22 protein-coding genes are annotated in these 21329 nt (G+C 64.1%); 4 read left to right on the forward strand and 18 right to left on the reverse strand.

The window, feature by feature from the left end:
- The first annotated feature begins 18 nt into the window (after positions 1 to 18).
- On the forward strand, positions 19 to 1008 hold the full coding sequence (locus QFZ40_RS18320) for a carbohydrate kinase family protein (protein ID WP_306906103.1): 990 nt from the start codon (positions 19 to 21) through the stop codon (positions 1006 to 1008).
- 49 nt (positions 1009 to 1057) lie between these two features.
- Here the strand turns inward: QFZ40_RS18320 and QFZ40_RS18325 are convergent, their stop codons facing one another.
- Entirely contained in the window at positions 1058 to 1810 is a 753-nt protein-coding gene (locus QFZ40_RS18325) for a GAF and ANTAR domain-containing protein (RefSeq protein ID WP_306906104.1), read from the reverse strand.
- A 252-nt stretch (positions 1811 to 2062) separates the two neighbouring features.
- Here QFZ40_RS18325 and QFZ40_RS18330 point away from each other — a divergent pair, with 252 nt between their 5' ends.
- Positions 2063 to 2515 carry a transferase gene (locus QFZ40_RS18330; protein WP_306906105.1) on the forward strand — a complete coding sequence of 151 codons (453 nt, stop codon included), beginning with the start codon at positions 2063 to 2065 and terminating at the stop codon, positions 2513 to 2515.
- Positions 2516 to 2638: 123 nt separating this feature from the next.
- Here QFZ40_RS18330 and QFZ40_RS18335 read toward each other — a convergent pair whose 3' ends face one another.
- The 9 genes from QFZ40_RS18335 to QFZ40_RS18375 form a co-directional block, all read right to left on the reverse strand.
- Positions 2639 to 3703 (reverse strand): HoxN/HupN/NixA family nickel/cobalt transporter, encoded by a 1065-nt coding sequence (locus QFZ40_RS18335; RefSeq protein ID WP_306906107.1) that lies wholly within the window; start codon positions 3701 to 3703, stop codon positions 2639 to 2641.
- Complete coding sequence (locus QFZ40_RS18340; RefSeq protein WP_373427485.1) at positions 3703 to 4575, reverse strand: urease accessory protein UreD; 873 nt, start codon at positions 4573 to 4575, stop codon at positions 3703 to 3705. Before QFZ40_RS18340 ends, QFZ40_RS18335 begins: the two co-directional genes overlap by 1 nt.
- 146 nt (positions 4576 to 4721) lie before the next feature.
- A complete protein-coding gene (gene ureG, locus QFZ40_RS18345; RefSeq protein WP_306906108.1) occupies positions 4722 to 5339 on the reverse strand; it encodes an urease accessory protein UreG in 618 nt (205 codons plus the stop codon).
- Positions 5340 to 5365: 26 nt separating this feature from the next.
- Complete coding sequence (locus QFZ40_RS18350) at positions 5366 to 6031, reverse strand: urease accessory protein UreF (RefSeq protein WP_306906109.1); 666 nt, start codon at positions 6029 to 6031, stop codon at positions 5366 to 5368.
- A 150-nt stretch (positions 6032 to 6181) separates the two neighbouring features.
- Positions 6182 to 6664 carry an urease accessory protein UreE gene (gene ureE / locus QFZ40_RS18355; RefSeq protein ID WP_306906111.1) on the reverse strand — a complete coding sequence of 161 codons (483 nt, stop codon included), beginning with the start codon at positions 6662 to 6664 and terminating at the stop codon, positions 6182 to 6184.
- A 14-nt stretch (positions 6665 to 6678) separates the two neighbouring features.
- Positions 6679 to 8409, reverse strand: coding sequence for an urease subunit alpha (gene ureC, locus QFZ40_RS18360; RefSeq protein ID WP_306906113.1), 1731 nt, complete (start codon positions 8407 to 8409; stop codon positions 6679 to 6681).
- Positions 8406 to 8732 carry an urease subunit beta gene (locus tag QFZ40_RS18365; RefSeq protein WP_306906114.1) on the reverse strand — a complete coding sequence of 109 codons (327 nt, stop codon included), beginning with the start codon at positions 8730 to 8732 and terminating at the stop codon, positions 8406 to 8408. The genes ureC and QFZ40_RS18365 overlap by 4 nt, the downstream gene beginning before the upstream one ends.
- Before the next feature lie 9 nt (positions 8733 to 8741).
- Positions 8742 to 9044: an urease subunit gamma gene (locus tag QFZ40_RS18370; RefSeq protein WP_306906115.1), complete on the reverse strand. Its 303-nt coding sequence runs from the start codon at positions 9042 to 9044 to the stop codon at positions 8742 to 8744.
- 148 nt (positions 9045 to 9192) lie between these two features.
- Complete coding sequence (locus QFZ40_RS18375) at positions 9193 to 9684, reverse strand: MarR family winged helix-turn-helix transcriptional regulator (protein ID WP_306906116.1); 492 nt, start codon at positions 9682 to 9684, stop codon at positions 9193 to 9195.
- A 147-nt stretch (positions 9685 to 9831) separates the two neighbouring features.
- Between QFZ40_RS18375 and QFZ40_RS18380 the strand changes: the two genes are divergently transcribed.
- On the forward strand, positions 9832 to 10512 hold the full coding sequence (locus tag QFZ40_RS18380; protein ID WP_306906117.1) for a GTP cyclohydrolase II: 681 nt from the start codon (positions 9832 to 9834) through the stop codon (positions 10510 to 10512).
- A gap of 38 nt (positions 10513 to 10550) precedes the next feature.
- On the opposite strand, the gene QFZ40_RS18385 is transcribed toward QFZ40_RS18380, so the two are convergent.
- The 8 genes from QFZ40_RS18385 to araB all read right to left on the reverse strand — a co-directional run bounded on the left by QFZ40_RS18385 (position 10551) and on the right by araB (position 19911).
- On the reverse strand, positions 10551 to 11117 hold the full coding sequence (locus tag QFZ40_RS18385) for a cysteine hydrolase family protein (RefSeq protein WP_306906118.1): 567 nt from the start codon (positions 11115 to 11117) through the stop codon (positions 10551 to 10553).
- 57 nt (positions 11118 to 11174) lie between these two features.
- Positions 11175 to 12179, reverse strand: a complete 1005-nt coding sequence (locus QFZ40_RS18390) for a LacI family DNA-binding transcriptional regulator (protein WP_306906119.1) — start codon at positions 12177 to 12179, stop codon at positions 11175 to 11177.
- Positions 12180 to 12281: 102 nt separating this feature from the next.
- Positions 12282 to 12866, reverse strand: a complete 585-nt coding sequence (locus QFZ40_RS18395; RefSeq protein WP_306906120.1) for an HhH-GPD-type base excision DNA repair protein — start codon at positions 12864 to 12866, stop codon at positions 12282 to 12284.
- 141 nt (positions 12867 to 13007) lie between these two features.
- On the reverse strand, positions 13008 to 14531 hold the full coding sequence (gene arfA, locus QFZ40_RS18400) for an arabinosylfuranosidase ArfA (RefSeq protein WP_306906121.1): 1524 nt from the start codon (positions 14529 to 14531) through the stop codon (positions 13008 to 13010).
- A gap of 95 nt (positions 14532 to 14626) precedes the next feature.
- Positions 14627 to 15451, reverse strand: coding sequence for a sulfurtransferase (locus QFZ40_RS18405; protein ID WP_306906122.1), 825 nt, complete (start codon positions 15449 to 15451; stop codon positions 14627 to 14629).
- 421 nt (positions 15452 to 15872) lie between these two features.
- Complete coding sequence (araA, locus tag QFZ40_RS18410) at positions 15873 to 17393, reverse strand: L-arabinose isomerase (RefSeq protein WP_306906123.1); 1521 nt, start codon at positions 17391 to 17393, stop codon at positions 15873 to 15875.
- Positions 17394 to 17449: 56 nt separating this feature from the next.
- Positions 17450 to 18139, reverse strand: coding sequence for an L-ribulose-5-phosphate 4-epimerase (locus QFZ40_RS18415; RefSeq protein WP_306906124.1), 690 nt, complete (start codon positions 18137 to 18139; stop codon positions 17450 to 17452).
- Positions 18136 to 19911 (reverse strand): ribulokinase, encoded by a 1776-nt coding sequence (gene araB / locus QFZ40_RS18420; protein WP_306906125.1) that lies wholly within the window; start codon positions 19909 to 19911, stop codon positions 18136 to 18138. Before araB ends, QFZ40_RS18415 begins: the two co-directional genes overlap by 4 nt.
- Before the next feature lie 419 nt (positions 19912 to 20330).
- On the opposite strand from araB, the gene QFZ40_RS18425 reads away from it, so the two are divergent.
- The gene (locus tag QFZ40_RS18425) at positions 20331 to 21293 is read left to right on the forward strand and encodes an ABC transporter substrate-binding protein (RefSeq protein WP_306906126.1); all 963 of its coding nucleotides are present in this window, start codon (positions 20331 to 20333) and stop codon (positions 21291 to 21293) included.
- Positions 21294 to 21329 lie beyond the last annotated feature (36 nt).

The following is a 21329-nucleotide window of genomic DNA, read 5'->3' on the forward strand; positions in this document are numbered from 1 at the left end:
TCTCTGAAAGGCCTCGTCGTGCCCCAGAACTCTCCCACATCCTTGGCGCCGGCCGCTCCGGACGTTGTTGTCATCGGCGAAGCGCTGGTTGACGTCGTCACCTCCGCCGGGGGCACCGTCGAGCATCCGGGCGGATCACCAATGAACGTCGCCTACGGCCTGGCCCGCCTGGGCGTCGCCACCGCCCTGCTGACTTCGCTCGGGGACGACCCGCGGGGCGCCGCGATCGAAAGCCACCTGCTGAGTGCCGGCGTCGAGCTCCTCCCCGGCTCAAAGTCCGCCGGCCGCACCGCCTCCGCCACGGCGACGCTCGCCGCCGACGGATCCGCCAGCTACGAATTCGACATCACCTGGAAGCTTGCGCCTGTGGCGCCCGCCTTCCTGCCCAAGGTGCTCCACACGGGATCGATCGCCACCTTCCTCTCCCCTGGTGCCGCTGCGGTTAAGGCGCTCCTGGAGCAGTCGCACCGCGAGTGCATGGTCACCTACGATCCCAACATCCGGCCCGCCCTCCTAGGGAGCCACGCCGAGGCCCGCACCATCTTTGAGGAGCTCGTTCCGCTCACCGACGTGGTCAAACTCAGTGACGAGGATGCCGCCTGGCTCTACCCGGATCTTGGGCTTGAGGAGGCAGCGGCCCGCATCCTCGGGCTGGGGGCCGGGTTGGCCGTCGTAACCTGCGGCTCGGAGGGTTCACTCCTGGCAACGCCGGCCACCACGCTCCACATCCCCTCCGTCAAGTCGGTGGTTGCAGATACCATCGGTGCCGGCGATTCCTATATGGCGGCCCTGATCTATGGGCTGCTGGCACGTAAAACCGAGGGCCTGGGGCCTGACACCCTGGAGAATCTGGGACGGACTGCGTCGAAAGCGGCGGCGATAACCGTACGCCGCCCTGGCGCCAACCCGCCGACGGTCGCGGAGCTGACAGCCGAACTGCTTGAGGACGGGCCGCAAGCCGGCATGCTGGCCGGGGAGAAGGACGCACCCGCCGCCGTCGTCGCCTGACAAATCGTCGCGTGGCCAAGCCGAGAGGGACCGGGCTGGCGCCCGTCCACTATTCGTCGAAGTAGGTGGAGGTTGCCCCGGTTCCTGAAATGGAGGATACGACCCGGGCTGCCACTTCATTGAGCTTGATGTTTTGGGTATTCGAGGCGTGCAACAAAACCTTGAACGCGGTGTTTTGGCTGCAGCGGTTCTTGGCCATGATGGCACCGGTGGCCAGATCGATGGCGGTCCGCGACTTCATCGCGGCCTTCATGTCATCGCGGGTTTCCTGCAACTGGGCCAGTCTTAAGGCGAGCTGAAGACTCTTGGACGCCTGCTCGCCGAAGGCCTCCGCTCGTGCAATCGCCTGCCCGCTGAAGGCGTGGGGCTGCTCGCTGTATAGGTTCAGCGCCGCCCGGCTGGGACCCTCCAGCGGCAGCGGAATGCCAACTACCGAAAGTGTCCCTAGGCCGGTGACCCCTTGGACATAGGCCGGCCAGCGCTTCTCCAACCTCAGGTCGGGGACCAGTACGGTGACCATGCCGCGGATGGCTGCCAGGCATGGTGCATCCCCGTAGTGGTGCTGCAACTGGTCCATCACACGGGCGGATGGGCTGCTGCCGGCCACTATGGTGGTTTTCTTCCTCCTGACAACGGAAATCCCGCAGGAAACCGTGCCTCCGCGACCGCTGAGCCGGGCCGCTGAGTACGCGGCCAGTTCCCCGAGGAAGTGCTCAACTTCAGGATTGTCCAGCACCACATCCTGAAGGTGCTGGGCAACATCCGTGAAAACGTCATTTTCTGAGACTTCGGCAGCTACCATGGTTCCCCCCTGAACACACAGCGTGGCTGTAGCGCTTACCAGCCAGGTTGATCGCCTACTGCAAAGACGGTGACCACAGTTTACCCCGGGTGTTTTCCCGGCAAAAGGGCAGCTTCTGCGGCAAGGGGCCCTTGTTCGCTCCGAAGGTTTCAGCGCCGTCATTTTTCGGGGTTTCACGGGAATCCCCACGTGCCTTTGAACGTTAACATTTATGGCGCGGGAAACTCACCCGTGCGCTGGATAAGGAACGGAATGAGCAGGAAGTTCGAATCAGTAGAAGACGACGCCGGCAAGGTGACCCGCTACTTGCGGCACCCTAACGGCGGGGGCTTTGTCGGACCCGGTGCCAACGTTGATGAAACTGCCCGTATCGGTTCAATGACCTATGTGGAGCCAGGTGCACAGGTCGGTCCTGGCGCCCGGGTAGGGCGTGGAAGCTGGATCGACCGCGAGGCGAAAGTCGGCGACCGCACCGTAATCGGCGACGGCGTCTACGTAGGCCACGGATCGGTCATCGGCAACCGAGCCCACATCGGAAGCCATTCGCGGATCGGAGCCGGGGCCCTGATCGGCCATGGGACGCATGTGCACGCCGATACGACTGTGCCCGAGCGTGGACGCGTGATGGCAGAGGCAGTCCGGCGACGCCGCGGCCCGGCTGAGAAGCGTCCGCCCCGCAGGCCGGACCACGGCCTCGCGGCCTAAAGTAGGCCAGGGGCACTCACCTGGCGGATCCCACCGCCAGGTGCCGGCCCGTCCACCCACGTGGCTACGGCCCGGGCAGCACCGAGAAAGTGGGGGCTGGCTAGCCCGTACTTAAGCGCGCTTTCAGCCGGAAATCCTGCGCCGGCCGTGTAGCACCGCCAGGCCCCACACTGCCAGCAGCAGGATCACCAGGAGCAGCCCGGCGTCGCCCAGGTCAACGGCGCCCAGCCAGCCGGTCAGTGGGTCGTCCAGCCGGAACGCTGCTTTAGAAAAGCCAGCAAGTGTGATGACCGCGATGAACAGCGCGGACAGTGCCGAGATTCCAGTGACTGCGGCGTTGAAGCCCAGCCTGCGCCGCGGATTGAGTAGCGCGGAGCGGTACATCCGCATCATCACCACCCCGTTGAGCGAATCGCACAGGGTCATGGCGGCGGTGAACGCGAGCGGCAGCGCAACCAGGGCGAGCGGCGAGACGCCCGCCAGCGAGGCCGCCGTCGTCATTACCAGCAGCCCGATGTTGGTGGCTGTGTCAAAACCGAGCCCGAACAGGAAGCCGATCACATAGATGTGGCGTGGCCGCCGCACGCGGGTCAGGGGCCTGGCCAGCAGGCGTGCCACAAGTCCCTTCGCCTCCAGGTCTTCGAGGTTGATGGCGCCGCCGGCACGTGCACTCCAATACATCTTCGCCGCCTGCAGGAAGGCGGAGCCGTTGAACATTCCCATGGCCAGCAGGAACGATCCTGACACCCCGCTGCCGATGAGCCCGAGCACCGCGTTCCCCGCCGAGTCTGACTGCATGAGCTGTCCCACCATCGTGGCACCGGCAACCAGGAGAACGCCCGCCAGGATCACCACCGAACTGTGCCCCAGGCTGAACGCGAAGCCCACGCTCACCGGTTCCTGGCGCTGCGCCACGAACGTGCGGGTGGAATTGTCGATGGCGGCCAGATGATCCCAGTCGTAGCTGTGTTTGACGCCGGCAAGATAGGCGGTCAGCACCAGTCCCAGCGCTAGCGGCTGTTCGCTGCCCGTTCCGGGGACAGGGGATGCGAACATCCCGGCAAGAAGGAGTACGACGGCGGCGGCGTGCAGGGCGCCCACGGCACCAAAGGTGAACAGCAGCCGCGTCCTCAGGGGCAGGGTTTCCCGCTCACGGTACATCATGGCGAACCGGGTGAGCGTGGTCATCAGTATTTCCTCAGATCCAGGGGTTCCCGCCCGTGCCAGCGTTCCCTGAGCAGTGCCATGCAGGCACCCAGAAGACGGTTCAGTTCGCCCGTGCTGTTGGACAACGAGCGGAGCACCAATCCGCCGGTTCCGCACACGCTGCGGGTCAGGGAGATCCCCGTGCAGGCATCATGTTCTGCAGTGAGCGCGTACAGTTCATCGGCGAGCGCCTGATCTACACGGGCGTCCACCACCAGCAGCGAACCGAGATGGCTAAAGCCCTCCATGAACCCCATGCCGGTGACATCATCCAGGGGCGGCCGGATCAGGAGGTTGTCGAGGGCCAGCAGTGTCGGTTCCGCCGATCCGCCGCCGTCCACCCGGATTTCGTTCCGGAGCCGCAGCTCCTCATATCGGAACGACGCGCCATCCGGCGACCATCCCGGGGTCACCACCTCGGCCATGACCAGGCTCGACGACGGCCGCAGGGTGATGTGGGTATTCTGCCGGTAGCTGGCCTCCCGGTAGGCAATCAGCTGGTCCGGCACCAACTCCAGCCGCGCGCCCTCCCCCAGCCGAATCGCCATCCGCTGCTCGGCAAAGGACCCCGGAGTCCGGTAAACCTTGGTAGCCGACTGTGTGGTGAGCAAAAGGTCAGCCCCATCCCCCACTTCCACGTCCAAAACAAACAGATCCGCGCCAAGATAGGCCCCGCCAGGATTCACCACGACGTAGCAAACCTGCCCGGAGTCATCCAAATAGTGCGGGCGGAGAACCCTCAAGGCGCCTTCATGAAATTGCCGGGACGCAATGGAACGCCCCCCACGCTCACTGATGACGAGCTCAAGCACTCCGCGAGGCACCTCAACCGCGGAGGCCGCGGAGCCGGATATTAGGGGCCGCGGCGTGGCGGCTCTCGTGGGGGGCCCACTGGCGCGAGGGCCCCGGTCCGAGCTTGCGAGGATTGGGAGCGCCAGGGGACGGGCACGGCCCCTAATATCCGGTGAAGCCGCCGGACCCAACTGGGCCGCCGTCGTGCTCACGAAGCCAGATCAAGCATGAGGACGTCATGGCGTATCCAGTTGATGACGGCGTCGAGGCCTTCGTCGGTTTTGAGGTTGGTGAAGCAGAAGGGTTTAGCGCCGCGGAACTCTTTGGAGTCCCGTTCCATCACATTCAGGTCCGCGCCGACGTGCGGTGCCAGGTCTGTCTTGTTGATGATGAAGAGATCTGACTTGATCATGCCTTGCCCGGCCTTGCGGGGGATCTTCTCGCCTTGGGCCACGTCGATGATGTAGATGGAGAAATCCACGAGTTCGGGGCTGAAGGTGGCTGAGAGATTGTCACCGCCGGATTCGACAAAGATGACCTGGAGGTCGGGGTGCCGGGTTTTGAGTTCCTCGATGGCGGCGGTGTTCATGGAGGTGTCTTCGCGGATGGCGGTATGGGGGCAGCCGCCGGTTTCGACGCCGATGATCCGGTCCACCGGGAGGATCCCGTTTGCTGCGAGGATTTTGGCGTCCTCGATCGTGTAGATGTCGTTGGTGATCGCGGCCATGGAGATTTCACGGCTCATGTGCCGGGTGAGGCGCTCCACAAGCTGGGTTTTGCCGGCGCCCACCGGGCCGCCGATGCCGATCTTGACGGGTTCAGACATTGTTTCCTCCTTTGAAAAAAGCACAGCTAGCTCATGAACATCCGGGCGCGTTGGCGCTCGTGCCGCATCTGCGAGATTTCCAGTCCCGGGCTCACTGCCCCGAAGTCGTCCGGCGTCAGGTCGCCGATCTTCCCGACGGCGGCAGCGACGCCGTCGGCCGCGTTCCGCAGCAGCCGCTGCCCGGCGTTCTGCCCCAACGGGATGGCCCTGACGGCATTTTGCGTCAGCGAGGTGACAGCGGCAAAAAGGTAGGCGGCGAGCGCCTCCGGAAGCGGAACCTGCAGGGAACGGGCGAGGACGGCGAAGCCCAGCGCCTGATGCCCTGCGGCCCGGCCGGCGCCCACCAGCTCCCGGTACCTTTCCAGTTCCGCGGACGGAAAAACTTCGGAACCGATCTCCAGCAGGCGCAAGCCCATCTTTACGCTCGCCTCCCGAACCTGCCGCGGCAACAGAGAAGCAGTAAGCAGAGCATCAAGCTCCACAACATCAGCACCCTCATAAAGAAACCGAATGGCGAGCCCGTCAGAGTATGAAAGCGGCTGCGAGATGTAAGCCCCGAGCCACACCCCAAAAGATCCCTCATCACGAACCACACCAGCGTCGATATAGGTCTCAAAGCCAAGAGAGTGCGCAAAAGCCCCGGTAGGCAAGGCGGAATCAGTAAGCTGCTGCAGCGCCAACTGATAGGTCATGACAGGCACCTCGACAAAAGGTGACTCTTCGGATCGGCGGAGGCGGGAGATAGGGGCCGCGGCGTGGTGGGCACCGCGAAGCGGGCACGGCCCCTATCTCCCGTCGAAGCCCCCAAGCCGCACCCAGCCGTCAAAGCCAATGGCGCCGAGTTAGTGGCTGTGTTCAGCATGGCGGAAGGGCACAGGCATGACGCGTTCCTGGCGGTCGTAGGGCACACCGACGTGGCGAAGGTAGTCCTCGACGGTGTGGTCGTACTGGCACACCATGACCTCGGCACCGTACTCCGAGGCCCCGTCGAAGAACTGTGCCTGCAAGTGCCGGTTGCCGAGGGAGTGCGCCACGACGCCCATCTCGTGCACTGACCGGGGGGCAATAACGAGGACGTCCGTGGGAAGGACGGAGACCACGATCATGTTGGTTTCGGCCAGGTGCAGGATGTCGCCGTCGCGCAGATCCCCGGAGCCTGGCTGAAGCCTGATGCCGATCTCATTGCCGTGGTCGGTGGTGACGCGTTGGATGCGTTTGACCAGCTGGGAGCTGGGCAGCACTACCTTTTCCTGATGCAATCCGGCGTACTGCGCCCGGCTTGCCGGCAGGTCGTGCAGGTTGCCAAGGACTTTTTCGATGATCACGTCAGCTCCGGGGTCTAGAAGAGGAAGTAGCGCTGGGCCATGGGCAGGACGTCTGACGGTTCGCAGGTGACGTCTTCGCCGTCGACGGTTACCTGGTAAGTTTCCGGGTCCACCTGGATGTCGGGGGTGGCATCGTTGTATTTCAGGTCCGCCTTGGTCAGCGAGCGGATCCCGGAGACAGGACGGATCACCTTCTCTAGTCCCAGCTCCTCCGGCACGCCGGCGTCAACCGCGGCCTGGGACAGGAACGTGATGGAGGACTGCTGCAGGGCCTTGCCGAAGGTTGCAAACATGGGCCTCATGGTCCGCGGCTGGGGAGTGGGGATCGAGGCATTGGCGTCGCCCATCAGCGCGTAGGCGATCTGCCCGCCCTTGAGGACCAGTTCGGGCTTGACCCCGAAGAACGCCGGGTCCCAGAGGACGAGGTCCGCGAACTTGCCCTCCTCCACCGAGCCGATCGAGTCCGCCATACCTTGGGCGATGGCGGGGTTGATGGTGTACTTCGCCACGTAGCGCTTGAGGCGGAAGTTGTCGCTGTTTTCGGTGCCGTGCCCGGCGCCGGAGGGATCGGAAAGCACTCCGCGCTGTTTTTTCATTTTGTCCGCCACCTGCCAGGTGCGGGTGATCACTTCACCGACCCGGCCCATGGCCTGCGAGTCCGAGGACGTGATGGCGAAGATCCCCAGGTCCTGCAGGACGTCCTCTGCGGCGATGGTCTCGGCACGGATGCGGGAGTCTGCAAAGGCCACGTCTTCAGGGATGTCGGGGTTCAGGTGGTGGCAGACCATCAGCATGTCCAGGTGCTCTTCGATGGTGTTCCGCGTGTACGGCAGCGTGGGATTGGTGGAAGCCGGCAGCACATTGGGCAGCCCGGCGATCCTGATGATGTCCGGCGCGTGCCCGCCGCCTGCGCCTTCGGTGTGGAAAGTGTGGATGACCCGGCCGTCGATGGCCCGGATGGTGTCCTCAACAAAGCCGCACTCGTTGAGGGTGTCGGTGTGGATGGCCACCTGCACGTCGTATTCGTCGGCCACCTTCAACGCTGTGTCGATCGAGGAGGTGGTGGAGCCCCAGTCCTCGTGGACCTTCAGCCCGATGGCGCCGGCACGGATCTGCTCGGCCAAAGGTTCGACGGCGGACGCGTGGCCTTTGCCAAACAGCCCGATGTTGATGGGGAGGCCTTCCGCCGCCTGCAGCATCCGCTGGATGTGCCACTTGCCCGGCGTCACGGTGGTGGCCTTGGTGCCTTCTGCCGGTCCGGTGCCGCCGCCCACCATCGTGGTCACGCCGCTGCTAAGGGCGGTGGGCACCTGGTCCGGGGAGATGAAGTGGATGTGGCTGTCCACGCCTCCGGCGGTGAGGATCTTCCGTTCCCCGGCAATAATTTCGGTGCTGGCCCCAATGACGATGTCCACGCCGTCAGTGATGTCCGGGTTGCCGGCCTTGCCGATCCTGAAGATGTGGCCGTCCTTGAGCGCGACGTCTGCTTTGTAGATGCCTGAGTAGTCCAGGATGATCGCGTTGGTGATGACTGTGTCCGGCACATTTTGATCCCGGGTGGCCTGTCCGTTCTGGCCCATGCCATCGCGGATCACCTTGCCGCCGCCGAACACCACTTCTTCGCCGTAAACGGTGAGGTCCTTCTCGATCTCAAGGAACAGCTCGGTGTCGGCCAGGCGGATGGCGTCACCCGTCGTCGGGCCGTAGAGATCGGCGTATTGCCGGCGCGGAAGGTCGAAGCTCATCTGATTCCCTCTTCCCCGGCAAGTCTGCCGTTGACCGCATTGCTCAGGCCGTAGACCTCGCGGCTTCCGGCCAGTTCGATGAGCCGGATGGTCTTGCTGTCGCCGGGTTCGAACCGCGCAGCGGTGCCGGCCGGGATGTCCAGCCGACGCCCGTAGGCCGCCGCCCGGTCGAAGGTCAGTGCGCGGTTCGCCTCCGCGAAGTGGAAATGCGAGCCCACCTGGACGGGCCGGTCACCGGTATTGACGACGACGACGTCGATCGCCTCCCGTCCGGCGTTCACGGTTACGGGTTCGGGCCGAAGGACGTACTCTCCTGGAATCATGGCCTGCCCCTAGCGGATCGGGTCGTGGACGGTGACAAGCTTTGTGCCGTCGGGGAACGTCGCCTCGATCTGCACGTCATGGATCATTTCCGGCACTCCCTCCATGACGTCCTCGCGTGTGAGGAGGGTGGTCCCGTAACTCATGAGTTCCGCCACGGTGCGGCCATCCCGGGCGCCTTCTATCAGTTCATAACTGATGATGGCCACCGCTTCGGGAAAATTCAGTTTGAGTCCGCGGGCCTGCCGGCGCCGGGCAAGATCCGCGGCGACTACGATCATGAGCTTTTCCTGCTCGCGGGGCATCAAGTGCATCTGGTTCCCTTCAACAGCCGTGGAAATGGCGTGTGACCACACTAGGCCGGTCAGGTTTCCGCGAGGTTTCCGGCCTGCCCCATCCGATCACGGCCCATCCAATCACGCTCCGGCCTGGAAGAGCCCCTGACGCGCTGGCAGGCTTGGGCTAGTCGGTGGTGCGCAGGCAGCGGTCGTCCGGGTCAATGGCACGCATAATGCGTTGGCCGATGTCAGTCAGTTGGCGGACTTGTGCCTTGGTAAGCGGGTCAAAGACGAGCGTCCGCACGGCTTCGACGTGTCCCGGGGCGGTCTGGACCACTTTCTCCCAGCCTTCTTCGGTGAGCGTGGCCAGGGTGATCCGGCCGTCCGAGGGATCCGGTGAACGACGCACCCAGCCGCGTTTTTCGAGCCGCCCCACCACCTGGGACAGCCGCGGAAGACCCGATTCCGCGAAGCCGGCCAGGTCACTCATCCGGCGGGTGCGTTCCGGAGCCTCCGAGAGGCCGGCGAGCACCAGATACTCAAAGTGGCTGAGTCCGGCATCTCTCTGCAGCTGCGCGTCCAGGGCACCGGGGAGCCGCATCATCACCCCCACCACGGTGAGCCAGGTCTGCCGCTCCTCGCTGCTCAGCCAGCGGGGTTCAATCGAAGTATCCATGCGGCCAGCATAGCCCAAACTACTTCACGCCTGAACAAAAAGAAGAGTTGGATTACTTGCATCATGAAGTAACTAACTGTACGGTTGACTTCAATCTTGAAGTAAGTAGTGAGCACGCCGCCTACCCAGAATTCCGGAGGACCTGAGATGACCGCTTTGTTTGAGAGCCTGGCGACGCCTTTCAGTACCGCTCAAGCCGAAGTGCGCAGCCGGGTGACAGTTCCGCTGCGCTTCCCGGATGGTTTCACCGCCACAACCGAGATATTCACCTTCCACAACCTGGCCGACGGCAAGGAACACCTGCTGCTCGCCCTCGGTGATTGGCAGACGGCCCTGGCTGAAACGTCGGCCGCAAGCGAGGCACCCCTGGTCCGGCTGCATAGCGAGTGCCTGACAGGGGACGTCTTCGGCAGCCAGCGCTGTGATTGCGGGCCGCAGTTGCGTGAGGCGGTCGAGCAGATCAGCGCCGTCGGCGGTTTCCTGCTTTACCTCCGCCAGGAAGGTCGGGGCATTGGCCTGTATTCCAAACTGGATGCCTACGCGCTGCAGGACGCCGGCCTGGACACTTATGAAGCCAACCTGGCCCTCGGACGCGGCGAGGACGAGCGCGACTACACCGCCGCCGCTCAGATGCTTGGTGCCCTCGGGGCCACCTCGGTCCGCCTGCTGACCAACAATCCTGACAAGGTCGCGCAGCTCACCGGCCTCGGAATCAACATCACGGAGCAGGTCCCCACCGGGGTGCATCTGTCCCCGGCAAACGAGCGGTACCTGGCAGCGAAGCGTGACCACACCGGCCACACCCTCAAGCTTCCGCTGGCTGCCTGACGCCCCGATTGCCTGACGCCGGGGTACGGCAGCAGGGGTTACTGTCGGCTGCCGCCGTCCCGCAGCCTGCCCAGGATCACTTCATTTGACTGCACGGGCTGGCGGTATTCGGCCGAGAGTATCCGGAGCATGTCAGCGGCAGCCTCCGCATCTCCCGACGCCATGGCATCCTCTGCGTATGCGACCCGGATGTTCCTCGCAAAGGCATCGGCGGCAGTCTGCGCGATGCAGTTATGCGTGGATACCCCTGCCAGGACCACCTCATCCACCCGCCAGTTCCGGAGCCGGGAAAGGAGATCCGTGCCCACAAAGGCACTGTCCCGGGTCTTGATCAGCTGGGGCAGTCCGTTGATGTCCAGCCCGGGCACGAATTCGGCCTGGGTGCCGCCCCGGAAAATGAAGCCCTGGTCGTCGTCGAGCATGTTCAGCGACCACGTGGACTTGTCCCGTTCGTGTTCTGTTCCGATCAGCAGCGCCTTGTGGCTGTTGGAGGAGAAAGCGTCCAGCAACTCATTGCAGGCACTGACCAGCCGTTCCTGCTTGGCCGCGAGAGCCGGGTCCTCAAAGTAGGCGTTCTGCATGTCGATGACCAGCAAGGCAATCATGTGACCAGCCCTTTCAGCGTCGAAGAGGTGCAGTAGCAGTAAACGGCAGGACCGGCCCTAGGGCGCGGACTCCCTGATCTTCAGGATAAAGCCCGCTTCGACATGAACCCCGCCGTCCGTCGGCTCCAGTCCCTCGATCCTGTCAATGAGCAGCCCGATGGAACGTTCGGCAATCTCGTCCATACCGGGTGAGACTGTGGTGAGCGATGGGGAGGCGAACCGCGCCTCGTCAATGTCGTCGAAGCCGGCAACCGCGACGTCCTTCGGTACCTCGATACCCCGGATGAGCAGCTCGTGCAGGGCACCCAGCGCGAGTGCGTCGTTCAGGCCGAAAACGGCGTCGAACGTAACTCCCCGGTCCAGCAAAGCAGAGATGGCGGCGGCACCTTCATCGCGTCGCCACGTACAGGGTGCCAGCAGCTCCGGGTCGAACTCGATTCCGGCCTCGTCCAGTGCCTTGCGGTAACCGCGTAGCCGCATGCCGCCGCTGCCCTCCGATTGCTCGGGATGGACGCCCACCACCGCAATTCGACGGCGGCCCCCCGCCAGCAGGTGCGCCGTGACCACCTTCGCGGCTTCTTCGTTTTTCATGGTGACCAGGTCAAAACGGGGGTCCAGGATGTGTTCCCCAAGCAGCACCACCGGCTTGTTGCCGCGCCCGGCGGCAACGGCGTCGGCCTCCATCGCCAGCGGCGTGAACAGGAGCCCGTCGGTCAGCTGACGGAAAGGGCCCTGCAGCGCATTCGTTTCATTTTCTACCGTTGCGCCCGACTGTTCCACGAGGACGCGGTAGCCGCGGCCTGACGCCACCTTCATCAGCTTGGAGGCAAGTTCCGCGTAGTACGGCGCGGAGAGATCGGAGAGGACCAGCCCCAGCATGCGGGTCTTGCCGGAACGCAGGCTTCGGGCCGTCAGGTTCGCCTCGTACCCCAGCTCGGCGATGGCCTCATGGACTTTCTGCCTGGTGGCTGGACGAATGAACTCATAGTCGTTGAGCACATTCGATACCGTCTTGAGCGAGACCCCCGCGGCCCGTGCGACGTCGTTCATCGTGACTGCCATTGGTGTTTGATTCTCCTTGCGATCCGTTTCAGTACATCGTTGCAGATGGTGGCCCACCCGGAACAACCTGCCGTTACGAAGCCGCAAGCGCCGGGGGCAAAATCAGCCCTTGGCCGCCTTGGCTGCGGCCTTTGCCGCCTGTTTGCTGGCCCGCACCTTGGCGAGCGACTGCGGATCCACGATGTCGGCAACAGAGAGGAACGCATCTTCCTGACCGTAGTTGCCGGCCGCCTCCCGCCATCCGGGCGCTTGGAGCCCGCACTGCTTGCCCAGGAGTGCCAGGAAGATTTTCGCCTTCTGTTCCCCGAATCCCGGCAGCTCCCGCAGGCGCCGCAACACCTCGTTCCCGTCCGGGTCACCCTTGGTCCAGATCAGGGTGGCGCTGCCATCCCAGTCGCGCTGGACCGCTTCCGCGAGCGCCTGGACCCGACCGGCCATGGAGCCGGGAAAGCGGTGCACCGCCGGCCGCTCCTTGAACACCTCGACAAAGGCCTGGGGATCGTAGGAGGCAATGGCTGACGGCTCAATTGAGCCGACGCGTGCCCGGATTTTCTCCGGTCCGGCAAACGCGGATTCCATGGTCACCTGTTGGTCCAGGAGCATGCCCGTCAGCAGCGCAAAGGCGTCATCGCTCAAAAGGGTGTCGGCAGCCGGATCCCCGGTGATATGCAGTTCCATGCCCTCCATCCTTCCACCTGCTCCCGCCCGAGTCATTGTCCGTGACAGGCGGGGCATTTGAGCTGATGATGCGCCCTCATCCGGCCGGTGTTCCAGCGGTTGAGGGCGCATCATCAGGTCTTTTATGCAGGCACGGTGGCCGCTTCTGGCTTAGGAGCCCACCGCCAGCCGGATCATGGACCAGGACACCGCCGGGAGCTCGGCGGTGAGCCGTCCGCCGTCGGCCTTCACCGTGACGTTCTCGGCAGGCAGGACAGACGTCGAGTCGTCGGCCGTGGCCTGCCAGTACGGATCCTTGTTCGTGTAGGTAACCGCTTCGATGATCGAGACGGCGCCAAGCCCGGCAACAGCTGCATCGAGCGTCAGTGTGTCCGTCGCTGAGCGGTTGACGGCGAAAATCACGGCCTCGCCGGTCCCGGCGTCGAACGTGGCCACTGCGGACAGCGCGTTGAAGTCGGCCGTCTTCCCGCCGCTGACCAGAGGCGACTCGACGGCGAGCTGAAGAACCGTGCCGGCCGCATGCCGGGAGGTGAGGGCGAACGGGTGGAAGGTGGTCTGCTTCCACGCCCGGCCGCCGGGCTCGGTCATGATGGGGGCAATCACGTTGACGAGCTGGGCCAGGCTGGCGGAGTGCACGCGGTCCGTGTTGCGCAGCAGGGTGATCAGGAGGTCACCCACGACGACGGCGTCCGCCACGGTGTAGCGGTCTTCCAGCAGCACGGGGGCCACCGGCCAGTCCTTGCCGCTGGGCGTCCTGGATTCCGCGCGGCTGCCGTGCCAGACGTTCCATTCGTCAAAGGAGATGTTGATCTGCTTGGCGGACTTCTTGACCGACTTCACGTGGTCGATGTGGCTCACTGTGTCCTTGATGAAGGCATCCATCCTATGGCCTGCGGAAAGGTGTTCCTGCAGGTCACCGAAGTCCTCGAAGTACTGGTGGGCGGAAATCAGGTCCACCAGTTCGTAAGTCTCGGTCAGGACTACGCGTTCCCATTCGCCGAAGGTGTCCATGCCGGGGGACGAACTGCCGCAGGCCACGAGTTCCAGGTCGGGCTCGACCATGCGCATGCCGCGGGCCGTGTCGGCTGCGAGGCGGCCGTACTCGAGGGCGTTCTTGTGGCCGATCTGCCACGGACCGTCCATCTCGTTCCCGAGGCACCACATCTTGATGCCGTAGCCGTTCTCCGCACCGTTGGCCTTGCGCTGGTCGGAGAGTGCCGTGCCGCCGTCGATGTTGCAGTATTCCAGCAGGTCCAGGGCTTCCTGGGTCCCGCGGGTGCCGAGGTTGACCGCCATCATCGGTTCCACGCCGGCTTTGGCGGACCATTTGGCGAACTCATCCACGCCGACCAGGTTGGGATCGGAGGAGTGCCAGGCCAGGTCCAGACGGACCGGCCGCTGCTCCACCGGGCCCACGCCGTCTTCCCAGCGGTAGCCGGAGACAAAGTTGCCGCCCGGGTAACGGACAGTGCTGACACCCAGTTCACGCGTCAGCTCCAGCACGTCCGTGCGGAAGCCGTCCTCATCGGCTTGGGGGTGCTCCGGCTCGAAGATGCCGGTGTACACGCACCGGCCCAGATGCTCCACGAAGGCACCAAAGGTCCGTCGACGGACCGGTCCTACGGTGTACGCGGGGTCGATGGTGATTTTTGCTGCGCCAGATTCTGCTGCCACGAAAACGTCCTCATTTCTATTTCTACAACGTTATAGAAATCAATTCTTAGCGTTGCTTCGGGATGAGTCAAGGACCCTTCGGAAAATAGATCTGCCTAGGCGGTTTCCACAGGAAGATTTAGTGCGCGGGCATACTGGGACCAGCCGCCGACGAACAGTTTGCCCCGCCCCGCCCCAAGGAATTCCAGGACCAGCAGGTTGTGGCAGGCGGTCACCCCTGATCCGCAGTAACTGATGACATCCCCACCTGATCTGATGCCGGCGCGCCCGAATTTTTCCCACAGCTGCGCCGCCGGGAGCAGCCGGCCGGACGGATCGAGGTTTTCCCGGCAAGGCACGTTCACCGCGCCGGGTATGTGTCCCGGGCGGGGATCGATCGGGTCCTGGCTGCCGTCGAAGCGGTCCCGGTTCCTGGCATCCACCACCGTGCGGCCGGCGGAGGACGCCTCGGAGATATCCGCCAACAGGGACTCCGGCCAGGCCCGCGCGCCCAGGTCTCCTTGAGGGCGGCTGGATGGCTGGCACTCGAGTTCCCCGAAATAGCTGGCCATTCCGCCGTCGAGTATGGCAGCCCTGCGCCCCGTGGCCCGCAGCATCCACACGAGCCTGGCGGCAATCACGCCGCCCGCGTCGTCGTAGGCGATGATCGTGTCCGCATTGTTGATGCCCGCCTCACGCATCCCCCGGGCAAACACCTCCGGATCGGGCAGCGGATTCCTCCCCGCTTCCTCTGAGGCCGGACCTGAGAGCCAGCGGTCAAGGTCGATGAATACCGCCCCGGGAAGATGGCCGGCGTTGTAGGCGTCCCTTCCCGATGAACCGTCCAGGTACCAGCGCGTGTCAGCCAGAACGAACTCCCCGGAATGGCTGCCGCACCAGTCCAAGTCAACAAAAGGAGGAAAATCTGAGTGCTCCGTCATGACGTTCAGCCTAGGACCTGATCCCACCTGGCGAGACAGCGGTCCCACTATGTGGGATGCACGGCATGCGCTGCGAAAGGGCGCTCAATTCCATGGCCATGGCATTCAGGCCGCCAACCTAAGTACTACCTAATCTGAAAGTCGAGTACTGATTACTCGTTCTTCCTGACGGCTGTGGAACTAGGTTCTTCTTAAGGAATTGGACGTGTTTGACTCACAAGGGGGTGTGAGTCGCAGTGCGTTCACCCGCTATTTGCGATTTCCCGGCAATCGAATCCGGGCATTAGCGGGGCCGGCGACGAGGAGACCTTCGAGACCAAGGTCTCTCCCCCAGCCGTCGCCGGCCCTCCCACCGTTGAGTAACAGGCACCGTTGACCAACGGGCATTTCAGCACCCGCTTCAGCCTGACCCGGGATCGGTTTAGAGACCTCCGGCGAGCTTGTAGTACGCAGCGTTCCAGTTCAGGTCCTTCTTGAACTGGCGGATGGTGGTGCCCTCGTCGATGGTAAGCAGCTCAGTACGGGCAATTTCCGCAAAGTCTTCAAAGACGTCCATGCCGACGGCGGTGCTCAGCACGGTGTGGTGGGCGGCCCCCGCGGTGAGCCAGGCGGCAGCGGAGGTGGCGAAATCAGGCTTCGGCTCCCAGAGCGCACGGGCTACCGGAAGGTTCGGAAGCGGCTGGTCCAGGGGCACGACGTCCACGGCGTTGGCAACGAGCCGGAAGCGGTCCCGCATGTCCGAAAGCGCCACCACAACACCGGGTGAGGCGTCGGCGTCGAACACCAGGCGGACGGGATCTTCCCGGCCGCCGATGCCCAGCGGATGGATCTCCAGGCGCGGCTTTCCGGCGGTCAGCGACGGGCAGACCTCAAGCATGTGGGCACCGAGGATCTTCTCCGCGCCGGGCTCCAGGTGGTAGGTGTAGTCCTCCATCAGGGAAGCTCCGCCGGGCAACCCGGAGCCCATCACCTTGGCTGCGCGGACCAGGATGGCCGTCTTCCAGTCGCCCTCGGCGCCAAAGCCGTAGCCATCCGCCATGAGCCGCTGGACGGCCAGGCCGGGGAGCTGGCGGAGTGCGCCGAGGTCCTCGAAGGAAGTGGTGAACGCGGCGGAGCCGTTGGCTTCGAGGAAGCTGCGCAGACCCAGTTCGATGCGCGCTCCATAGCGGAGTGAAGCGTGCCGCGCGGCGCCGGCGCGGAGCTCCGGAACCACGTCGTAAAGATCCTCATACACTTCCACCAGGGCGTCCACGTCGGTGTCCGAAGCACCGTTCACGGCGTCGGCGAGTTCGTTGACCGACCAGGTGTTGACCGCGACGCCGAAACGGAGTTCAGCCTCGGTCTTGTCGCCTTCTGTGACGGCCACATTGCGCATATTGTCACCGAACCGGGTCAGCTTCAGTGTCCGGACTGCGGCCCAGCCGGCCGCCGCACGCTGCCACACACCTACCTGACGCGCCACCTCAGGGTTGGAGACGTGGCCGACTACCGTCTTACGGGCGATGCCCAGCCGGGACTGGATATAGCCGAACTCGCGGTCACCGTGTGCAGCCTGATTGAGGTTCATGAAGTCGAAATCGATGTCCGCCCACGGCAGTTCAACGTTGGCCTGGGTGTGCAGGTGCAGGAGCGGCTTGCGCAGCAGGTCCAGGCCCTGGATCCACATCTTGGCCGGAGAGAACGTGTGCATCCAGGCAGTGACGCCGATGACGGAATCATCCGAGTTGGCTTCCAGTGCGGTTCGGCGGATTGCATCTGAATCAGTCAGGACCGGTTTCCAGACGATCTTGACCGGAACGCTGGAGGAGGCGTTGAGCTGGTTGGCGATCTCCTGGGACTGGGCGGCCACCTGCTTAAGGACGTCCTCGCCGTAGAGGTGCTGGCTGCCGGTCAGGAACCAGACTTCATAGCCGTCAAGGGAGGTGTTTGCTGCGGTGTTCATGGGTTCTCCTGCAAGTAAATTCACGGTGGGGTGACGTCGGCGGGCTCGGCCGGGTGTTACTGACCGTAGACGTTCTGGTAGCGGGCATAGAGGGAGTCGATATGGACCTGGTCGATGGGGATCGGCTCCCCCAGCTGGCGGGAAATGTGCACAGTACGTGCCACTTCCTCGCACATCACGGCAGCCTTGACCGCGGACTTGGCGTCTTTGCCGATGGTGAACGGACCGTGGTTCTGCATCAGCACGGCGGGCGAGTTGGAGCCCCTCAGGGTCTCCACGATTCCCTGCCCGATCGAGTCGTCGCCGATCAGGGCGAAGGGGCCCACCGGGATGGAACCGCCGAATTCGTCGCTCATCATGGTCAGCACGCAGGGGATGGACTCGCCCCGGGCCGCCCAGGCGGTGGCGTAGGTGGAATGGGTATGCACCACGCCGCCCACCTCAGGCATATGCCGGTAGACGTATGCATGCGCGGCAGTGTCCGACGACGGCGACAGCGGCGGGTTGCCCCACTCACCTTCCGCGTCACCGTCAACAGGAACCCCGTAGAGATCGGTGACCACCATTAGGTCCGGGGTCAGCTCGTCATAGGAGACACCCGAGGGTTTGATGACCATCAGTTCAAGGCCGGGGACGCGGGCCGAGACGTTTCCGGCTGTCCACACCACCAGCTCGTAGCGGGTGAGTTCCGCGTGCAGGGCGCAGACCTCGGAGCGAATGCGGGCGATGACTTCCAGGGCGCTCAAACGGACACACCCACGGCGCGTTCTGCCGCGTCGGACTCAGCCGGCGCGGAATGTGCGGCATCCAGGGCGGGCTTCGCCCGGCGCTGGATGGCCTTGAGCCGGTGCATCACATCGTTTGTTCCACGGCCGAAGTAGTCGTGCAGGGTCCGGTATTCCTGGAAGAGTTCCTCGTAGGCGGCAACGTTTTCAGGAATGGGAGTGTAGACGTCGCCCGGTTCGGAACCCATCGCTGCGGCAGCTACCCGGATATCGGCGTACTTCCCGGCCGCGACTGCGGCGTGGATGGCGGAACCCAGTGCGGGCCCCTGGGCTGAGCCGATGGTGGAGAGCTGAAGCCCGGTGATGTCCGCATAGATCTGCATGAGGAGCTTGTTCTTCAGCAGCCCGCCCGCCACGATGAACTCCTTGACGGGCACGCCGGAATCACGGAATGCGTCCACGATGGTCCGGGTTCCGAAGGCGGTGGCCTCCAGGAGGGCGCGGTAGGTGTCCTCCGGCCGGGTCGCGAGGGTCTGGCCCACCACGACGCCGGAGAGTTCGTGATCCACGAGCACCGAGCGGTTGCCGGAGTGCCAGTCCAGCGCAATCAGGCCGTGTTCGCCGATGGCCTGCCTGGAAGCGAGGTCGGTGAGGTACTCGTGGATACCCAGGCCTGCCGCTTCGGCGGCCTGGTGGTATTCCGGAGGGATGCCATATTTAGTGAACCATCCGAAGATGTCGCCGACGCCGGACTGGCCGGCTTCGTAACCCCAGAGGCCGTCGACGATGCCGCCGTCCACCACGCCGCACATGCCTGGTACTTCATGGAGCTCTGCTCCGTTCATGACGTGGCAGGTGGAGGTGCCCATGATGGCGACCAGCTGGCCTGGATCAACTGCCTTGGCTGCCGGCGCCGTGACGTGCGCGTCGACGTTGCCCACCGCAACGGCAATGCCTTCCGGCAGGCCGGTCCAGGCTGCGGCTTCGGCGGTGAGGTAGCCTGCAGCGTCCCCGAGGCGCCCAATGGTGTGTTCCAGTTTTGAGCTGACGAAGTCGGCAAACTCCGGGTTCAACGCCGCCAGGAAGTCCTCGGACGGGTAGCGGCCGTCCTGGTAGATGCCCTTGTAACCGGCGGTGCATGCGTTGCGCACGTACTTTCCGCACAGTTGCCAGACAATCCAGTCGGCAGCTTCCACCCAGTGGTCCATCTCGGCATAGGCCGCCGCGTCCTCCTCCAGGAGCTGGAGGCCTTTGGCGAACTCCCATTCGGAGGAGATGAGGCCGCCGTAGCGCGGGAGCCAATCCTCCCCGCGTTCCTCGGCCAGCTTGTTGATCCGGTCCGCCTGGGGCTGCGCGGCGTGGTGCCGCCACAGCTTCACGTAGGCGTGGGGCCGGTTGGCGAACCCGTCCAGCTCGTTGAGCGGCGTGCCGTCGGACTTGACTGGAACCATGGTGCAGGCGGTGAAGTCCGTGGCGATGCCGACGACGGCTGAGGGGTCGATTCCCGCGTCGGCGACGGCGGCGGGTACTGCGTTCCGGAGCACGTCGCGGTAGTCGTTGGGCACTTGAAGTGCCCATTCTCCGGGAAGCCGGGCGGCGCCGTCGCCAGCGACGTCCCGCGGAAGGACATCCGTCACGACTGCATGCGGATAATCAAACACTCCGCTGCCGAGTTCCTTGCCGTCCCGGACGCGCACCACTACGGCACGGCCTGAGAGAGTTCCGTAATCCACGCCGATGACGTAGTTTTCGGCATCGGGACCGCTGGAAGGGTGAGGTGTATTGCTCTGCATAAGGTGCCTCCAAGGTAGAGGCGAGGACCTCTTTACCCACGTTGGAAAAGGAAAGGACTACTACAATTGTGAACGCTAACACGAGCAGCGTCAAGGCCAGCTGAAACCGGGCCGGATTCGCCCTGGCTCTGCCGGCACAATGGCGCCCAGGACAACTGAAGGCAAATCCATCCACTTCGTCCAATGGCTGGTGAAAGCCTGGGCGGCGCTATGTACGCGGCGGGACGACCATGGGCAACGGAACGACGCGCAGTATCCAAATCGTGATCAGAGAAGCTTGACGCCAACATTGTTAGCGTTCACACTTGCTGCCAGAGCAGCAGCTCACTTGCAGCGATGGCGGTGTTTCGAATTCCCGCCTGCCTGTAATCCACGCATCCGGGAGGACGATTGTGTTCAAGAAAACCTTAGTCGCGGTCATGGCGGCATCAGCCCTGGCATTGACAGCCTGCGGCGGTGGCACCCAGGCCGCCAGCAGCGGAAGCAGCGGCGGCAACGCAGACAAAAAGATCGTGATGGGCTTCGCCCAGGTAGGCGCGGAAAGCGGCTGGCGCACCGCGAACACCAAGTCGGTCCAGGAATCGGCCAAGACGGCCGGAGTCGACCTGAAGTTCTCCGACGCCCAGCAGAAGCAGGAAAACCAGATCAAGGCGATCCGGTCCTACATCCAGCAGAAGGTGGACGTCATCGCCTTCTCCCCCGTGGTTGAATCCGGCTGGGACACCGTCCTGAAGGAAGCCAAGGACGCCAAGATCCCCGTCATCCTCACCGACCGCGCCGTGGACTCGGCTGACAAGTCCCTCTACAAGACCTTCCTCGGCTCCGACTTCGTCCTGGAAGGCAAAAAGGCAGGCGAATGGCTCGTCGCCGAGACAAAGGCGGCCACGGACACCGTGAACATCGTCGAAATCCAGGGGACTACGGGCTCCGCCCCCGCCAACGACCGTAAAGAAGGCTTCCAGGACGCCATCAAGGCCAACCCGAAGCTGAAGATCATCGCCTCGCAGAGCGGCGACTTCACCCGCAGCGGCGGCAAGCAGGTCATGGAAGCCTTCCTGAAGAACAACCCGGACATCGACGTCGTCTTCGCCCACAACGATGACGAAGGCCTCGGCGCAATCGAAGCCATCGAAGCCGCCGGCAAGGTACCGGGCAAGGACATCAAGATCATCACCATCGACGCCGTCAAGGACGGGATGACCGCCCTGAGCGCCGGAAAGATCAACTACATCGTGGAGTGCAGCCCGCTGCTGGGCACCCAGCTGATGGACCTGGCCAAGAAGGTCCTTGCCGGCGAAACAGTACCCGAGCGCGTCGTCACCGAAGAAACAACCTTCACGCAGGAACAGGCCACCAAGGCCCTGCCTACCCGTCAGTACTGAGCCAGCGCTCACCTGATCGTCCGTGCGGTGGCGCCC

The organism is Arthrobacter pascens (genome assembly GCF_030816475.1).
GTDB lineage: Bacteria > Actinomycetota > Actinomycetes > Actinomycetales > Micrococcaceae > Arthrobacter > Arthrobacter pascens_B.